The sequence below is a fragment of the Shewanella sp. A22 genome, assembly GCF_053850585.1.
The window spans coordinates 1-5,332 of the sequence record NZ_JBSQBN010000189.1; the positions used below are offsets into that span (position 1 = coordinate 1).

The window sequence follows — 5,332 nt, forward strand, 5'->3', positions numbered from 1 at the left end:
CTCTCAGGTATGCCACTTCTGTGTTACATCGATTTAAAAGGCAACAACCATTTCTACATCAATGTGCCTTGAATTGAAAAACCTGAGAGACTCTGAACTGACCAGATATTTAATGAGATTGGTATTACAATACAAATAGCTATCACGGTTACTCTTACCAACTGATAAGCACAATAAATGGGATGCTATATAACCACCTAAACCAGTAATGGTTTACAGCTAACCATTCATCACCCATTGTTTATATGGCATAGTCTACGGACTGAATATGAATGAAATAGCGAATTTATATGACAATTAAATCAACTGAACCCACTCAGAAAACTATGCCTAAACCAACACTGTATTATGTTCATGATCCAATGTGCAGTTGGTGCTGGGGCTATCGCCCTACATGGGACATTCTGCAAACCCAGCTACAACAGAAGTTTGACCAGCAATTGAGCCTACAGTATTTGGTCGGCGGTTTAGCTCCCGATTCAGCTGAGCCGATGCCAGAACCGATGCAGCAAATGTTACAGCAAACCTGGAAAAATATTGCCCAGCAACTGGGAACTGAATTTAACCATGACTTTTGGCAACGTTGTCAGCCAAGACGTTCAACATACCCAGCTTGCCGAGCCTGTATTATTGCTCGCCAATTTGACCAAGAACGTGCAATGATCAATGCCATTCAACATGCCTATTACCTGCAGGCACAAAATCCATCTGATATTGAAGTATTGTGTACATTAGCTGGATCCTTAGGTATGAATGCAGTGATGTTTAAACAACAATTACTCAGTGACAATGTTGAGCAGCAGTTACAACAAGAAATAGCGTTTGCCCGTAAGCTACCGATACAAGGGTTTCCGTCATTAGTGTTAGTCGCAAATAATCGCGCTTACCCTATCAAGCTTGATTACCAACAATGGCAAACCAGCATGGCAGATATTCAGGCCGTGTTATCTGAGCACCAATCTTCATAAAGGTTCCACAAAAAGGCTTTATCAACTGGGACGTTATTGATCCATTGATTAGCCTTTGGCCTTAACACCCAATATCCTATACTCTTGCCGATAAAGCCCCAATAGCTAACTAAATACGAGGCAGTGAATGACAAATCGTAAACGAGGATTTTTCGGTTGGACATGGTTTGTCATGTGGCGTTTTTTGCTATTACTGGCGCTATTGATACTGCTGCTGAGATTTGTACCGCCACCAACGACGTCATTTATGCTGCAAAGTGATTATCCGGTGAGTCAGCACTGGATAAGCATTGATGAGCTACCAGCCCACATGCCATTAGCTGTAGTAGCCGCAGAAGATCAGTTGTTTCCCGAACACTTCGGGGTCGATGTTAACTCCATCACTAAAGCCCTTAACCAGTACGACGATGGCGAAGGCCTACGTGGTGCCAGTACCATCACCCAACAAACCGCAAAAAATCTGTTACTTTGGCCGGGTAGAAGTTTTGTTCGTAAAGGGTTAGAAGCCATGTTGGCCGTGAGCCTCGAAGCTATTTGGGGCAAAAAACGTATCTTAGAGGTGTACTTAAACGTCGCCGAATTTGGTAAAGGCATTTACGGCGTAGAAGCAGCTAGCCAACATTATTTTAATAAATCGGCCCGTTATTTATCCAACAACGAAGCTGCGCGGTTAGCGGTATTATTGCCGAGTCCGCGTAACCGAAATCCTAACAATTTAACCCCATACCTGCGCCAAAGAGTGACTTGGGGAGAAAAGCAAATGCGCCAACTTGGCTCTGGCTATCTAAAGTCTATTCTGGCCAATTAACGGTAATGTCATACGAGTAGTTATCGCCCTTATCCCAAGGGCAATAACTACTCGAGCTAAACCCCATACTGACATGAGAACAACATTGATCATGTTTAAGCAATTAGCCTCTAATATTACTCAACAAAATACATTCCCCCTGCAATAGTCATCACACACCGAAAGACATGATGCCACTGATGAAAGCCGGAATTAAAGGGATTTGAAGCATTTTTACTGTTAGAATACGACCTCATTTTTATCGGCTTTTACGATCAAGGCAGGCTATGACCGTTCTTCTAATGACTCCACCGATGACCCAGCTGAATACACCGTATCCAGCAACAGCGTATTTAACCGGTTTTTTACGCTCACGAGGCTATGAGGCGGTTCAGCGAGATCCTGCGATTGAGCTTTTCCTTGAGATGATGACAGCACCTGCGCTGGATATTATTCGTCAGCACGTAGAAGAAAACTTCGAACATTTTGAAGACGATGAACTGCCAGATGTTATTTTTAATTTTCTGGCTGAATTTGAGCGTTATCACCTCACAGTAGAACCTGCCATTCGCTTTTTACAGGGCAAAGACCCCAGCCTTGCAATGCGCATTAACACCCGCCGTTTTTTACCCGAAGGCCCAGCGTTTGATGCTATTGCTGAGATGGAAGCTGTGTCTGGTGACGTTTTACAAGCGGCCTTTGGCAACTTAGGCGTACAAGATAAAGCCAAATATCTGGCCACCCTGTTTATTAATGATCTGTCGAACGTTATTACTCAAGGTGTTGATCCCTACTTTGAAGTCAGCCGTTATGGCGAGAAGCTAGCGGCAGCTAATCCAAGCTTTGACAACCTCTACGACACCCTAATGGGTGAACCGAGTTTCAGCTCTGAAATTTTGGAGCAATTGGTCGAAATGTATCTGGAAGACACGCAACCTAGCGTCGTCGCATTAACCGTGCCATTTCCCGGTAATATGTTGGGCGCGTTACGTATTGCGCAAACCTGTAAAGTCATTAACCCAGACATTCCTATCGTCATCGGCGGCGGGTTTGTTAATACCGAACTACGTGCACTAAAAGATCCTCGCGTATTTGAGTTTATTGATTTTATCTGTCTGGACGACGGCGAACGCCCACTCATCACTCTGCTGGAATACTTTGAAGGCAAGCGTGAGATAGACGATTTAGTGCGAACCTATTTCCTCGCAGAAGATGAAAATGGCCAACCTTATATCCATTTAAATCAAAATGATCAGTTGCACGATATTCCACAATCTGAGGTCGGCGCGCCCATTTACGATGGTCTGCCACTGAGCGATTATCTGTCTTTATGTGAAATGCTTAACCCGATGCACCGCATTTGGAGTGACGGACGCTGGAACAAACTGACCATCGCCCATGGCTGTTACTGGCGTAAATGCAGCTTCTGCGACGTCAGTTTGGACTATATCGACCGCTACGATACCGCTGGCGCCGATGCCTTGGTTGACCGCATTGTAGAGTTGGTTGAAGAAACCGGACAAACAGGTTTTCATTTTGTCGATGAAGCCTTACCGCCAAAAACCTTGTTTGCCTTTGCAAAACGCCTCATTGAACGCGGCGTAGTGATCAGCTGGTGGGGCAACATTCGTTTTGAGCGGACATTTAGCCCGGCGCGTTGCCAATTACTGGCAGACTCAGGTTGTATCGCAGTCAGCGGCGGCCTTGAAGTGGCATCTGATCGTCTATTAAAACTGATGAAGAAAGGCGTGAGTGTTGAGCGAGTCGCCCATGTTACCAAAGCCTTTAGTGATGCTGGTATTATGGTTCACGCCTATTTGATGTATGGCTTCCCAACACAAACCGAGCAAGAAACCATAGACTCGTTAGAAATGGTGCGGCAAATGATGGAGCAAGGTTGTTTCCAGTCAGCCTACTGGCACCGTTTTGTCGCCACCATTCACAGTCCTATTGGCATAAGCCCAGAGCAATTTGGTATCACCCTTGCTGAACGCCCTGAGATTTTATTTGCTGAAAACGATGTCGACTTCACCGACCCAACCGGTACAGATCATGAAATGCTTGGCGAAGGACTGCGTAAAGCAATCTACAACTACATGCACGGTATCGGTTTTGATCAGCCAATGAGTTTCTGGTTTAACCAACCCGTTACCCGCACGTCAATGAAAAAAGACCTAATTTCAAAAGCGATTAGCAACTTTATTCTTAGTAATGAAGAGTAGGTAATAACGAATAACCTGGGCTATCTCATTGGAATAAGTAAACGCAACCTAAAAATGGGCAGTCAAATTCTGCTATACAGGCGCACTATGACCCTACTTATATAACCAAGGGTCATTGAGTTTAAAATTAGAATATTGAAGGTTGATTTATCATTGTTCTCCATAGAGAATAGCGCCTAATTGAAATAATAGTTAACGTGATACATAAAGCATAGGAACGGCAATAAGATGATGACAAAATGGGCGACACGCTTTTTACAGATGGCCGAGCTCGTAGCATCTTGGAGTAAAGATCCCTCCACCCGAGTTGGCGCGGTAATCACCGAAAACAATCGCATCGTCTCTTTAGGTTTTAATGGTTATCCTCACGGAATATCTGATAGTGCGGAAACCGATAACCGTGAAATGAAGCTGCTAAAAACGCTCCATGCAGAAGAAAACGCCATCCTCCATGCCAAACGAGATCTCAGTAGCTGTGAAATTTGGGTGACCCACTTCCCTTGCCCAAACTGCGCCGCCAAGATTATCCAAACTGGATTGCGCACTGTGCACAGCCCGCAACCCAACGAAGATTTTTTATCACGCTGGGGAGTTAAGATTAAAGTTAGCCAAGATATGTTTGAGCAAGCAGGCGTTCAAGTCGATTGGATGCAGGTAGATTAAGTCAGAATAGTCAGAGTTCTCTGACTATTATTAAATTAACGTCGTGGCGCTTCGCACACACCAGACCATTAAAGGGTAAATAAAGCGTAGTTCACTGTTAACTATGCCACCCATTTTTTGAACAAGTAACATAGCTCGTTTTCATTTCTTTGGCGAGAGCTCTGCTTGATTTACTCAACAGATCAATTTCAATCGATATGGCTTAAACATTAACGCTAAATGAGTGATTTATCCGACATTCGCGGAATTAAGCACAGCAGAAAATCTTGATAGCAATCAAGGATAAGTTGAATTATGGTTTTGAGGAATTAATGCTTAAGCACACAGCCAACGCTGACAATTTGCAGCGCCTTGTCGCCGCTTTCGCTCTAGATGTTCACAATATTGTGTTAATGCAGGTAAAGCCCCTACCGCACCTTTGAATAATGCACCAAACTCTGTAGTGATTTTAAGCCAGTTTTCAGCAGGGATATTTAATCTATTAAGAATGTCTTGGCTACTTGCGCTAATAGCGCCACGCTTATCTTCTCGAATAATCCGACCGGTATCTTCAACTAGTACTATGTAATCTTTCACACTGAACATTAGCCCGTTAGGCATGTTTAGTCGTTCATTACCCACAAAAGGTAATAACTCTGCAGGTTGCTCACCTTTAATCGCTGAATTTATACGTCGTTGAATACTGGTGTAGT

Annotated in this window: 4 protein-coding genes and 1 pseudogene; 4 read left to right on the forward strand and 1 reads right to left on the reverse strand. The window is 43.9% G+C overall.

All coding sequences use genetic code 11. The annotated features are described in order from the left end of the window. Positions 1-290: 290 nt before the first annotated feature. From ACWXWT_RS19750 to ACWXWT_RS19765, 4 genes are all read left to right on the forward strand, one after another. The gene (locus ACWXWT_RS19750) at positions 291-968 is read left to right on the forward strand and encodes a DsbA family protein (protein ID WP_456043280.1); all 678 of its coding nucleotides are present in this window, start codon (positions 291-293) and stop codon (positions 966-968) included. A 127-nt stretch (positions 969-1,095) separates the two neighbouring features. Further along, positions 1,096-1,776, forward strand: a complete 681-nt coding sequence (gene mtgA, locus ACWXWT_RS19755) for a monofunctional biosynthetic peptidoglycan transglycosylase (RefSeq protein WP_456043281.1) — start codon at positions 1,096-1,098, stop codon at positions 1,774-1,776. A gap of 266 nt (positions 1,777-2,042) precedes the next feature. Next, a complete protein-coding gene (locus ACWXWT_RS19760) occupies positions 2,043-3,977 on the forward strand; it encodes a B12-binding domain-containing radical SAM protein (RefSeq protein ID WP_456043282.1) in 1,935 nt (644 codons plus the stop codon). 228 nt (positions 3,978-4,205) lie between these two features. Beyond that, on the forward strand, positions 4,206-4,640 hold the full coding sequence (locus ACWXWT_RS19765; RefSeq protein ID WP_456043283.1) for a dCMP deaminase family protein: 435 nt from the start codon (positions 4,206-4,208) through the stop codon (positions 4,638-4,640). Positions 4,641-4,955: 315 nt separating this feature from the next. Here ACWXWT_RS19765 and ACWXWT_RS19770 read toward each other — a convergent pair. Beyond that, positions 4,956-5,332, reverse strand: a pseudogene (locus ACWXWT_RS19770) (transposase); the annotation flags it as partial.

Bases quoted from the DNA above. Each gene is read 5' to 3' on its own strand.
- ACWXWT_RS19750 (WP_456043280.1), top strand. From the start codon at position 291: ATGACAATTAAATCAACTGAACCCACTCAGAAAACTATGCCTAAACCA.
- mtgA (WP_456043281.1), top strand. From the start codon at position 1,096: ATGACAAATCGTAAACGAGGATTTTTCGGTTGGACATGGTTTGTCATG.
- ACWXWT_RS19760 (WP_456043282.1), top strand. From the start codon at position 2,043: ATGACCGTTCTTCTAATGACTCCACCGATGACCCAGCTGAATACACCG.
- ACWXWT_RS19765 (WP_456043283.1), top strand. From the start codon at position 4,206: ATGATGACAAAATGGGCGACACGCTTTTTACAGATGGCCGAGCTCGTA.